Source organism: Pyxidicoccus caerfyrddinensis (assembly GCF_010894405.1).
In the GTDB taxonomy this organism is placed as follows: domain Bacteria; phylum Myxococcota; class Myxococcia; order Myxococcales; family Myxococcaceae; genus Myxococcus; species Myxococcus caerfyrddinensis.
The window spans coordinates 1-408 of sequence record NZ_JAAIYA010000152.1 but is presented as its reverse complement, the minus strand read 5'-3'; the positions used below and the strand labels follow the sequence as shown (position 1 = coordinate 408).

Genomic DNA, 408 nt, shown 5'->3' with positions numbered 1-408 from the left:
TGGGGCGGTAGGCGATGTCCACGCCGGACAGCTCGCGCAGCTCGTCGGCGAAGGCGGGATAGAGGGCGCGGCTCTTCAGGCACAGCTCGAGGAAGGGGCCGGGGCCGTCGGACTCCATCTGTGGAGCGAGCATGCCGGCGGCGGCGCTGCTGGCCTCCGCGCCGGGGATGGAGCGCTCCAGGACGGTGACGCGCGCGCCGGCCTGCCGCAGCCGCAGCGCGATGCCGCAGCCCATGATTCCCCCACCCACGATGATGACGTCCGAAACTCGCATGGACTTCTTTCCTGCTCGCCCCGTCGAGGGTTTGCAAGCGACTTGGACAGGGAGCCCAGAGGTCGGGTTGACGGCGGGGGCCTTTGCCATTACTGATGGGGCCGTGCGTTTCTCTTCCGTGCATCCCCATCATG

The 408-nt window shown here is 68.9% G+C and carries 1 protein-coding gene; it reads right to left on the bottom strand.

Annotated features, from left to right (window positions below):
• A partial coding sequence (locus G4D86_RS51940) for an FAD-dependent oxidoreductase (protein WP_164003119.1) occupies nucleotides 1-274 on the bottom strand: 274 nt, incomplete at its 3' end.
• Between the last annotated feature and the right edge of the window lie 134 nt (nucleotides 275-408).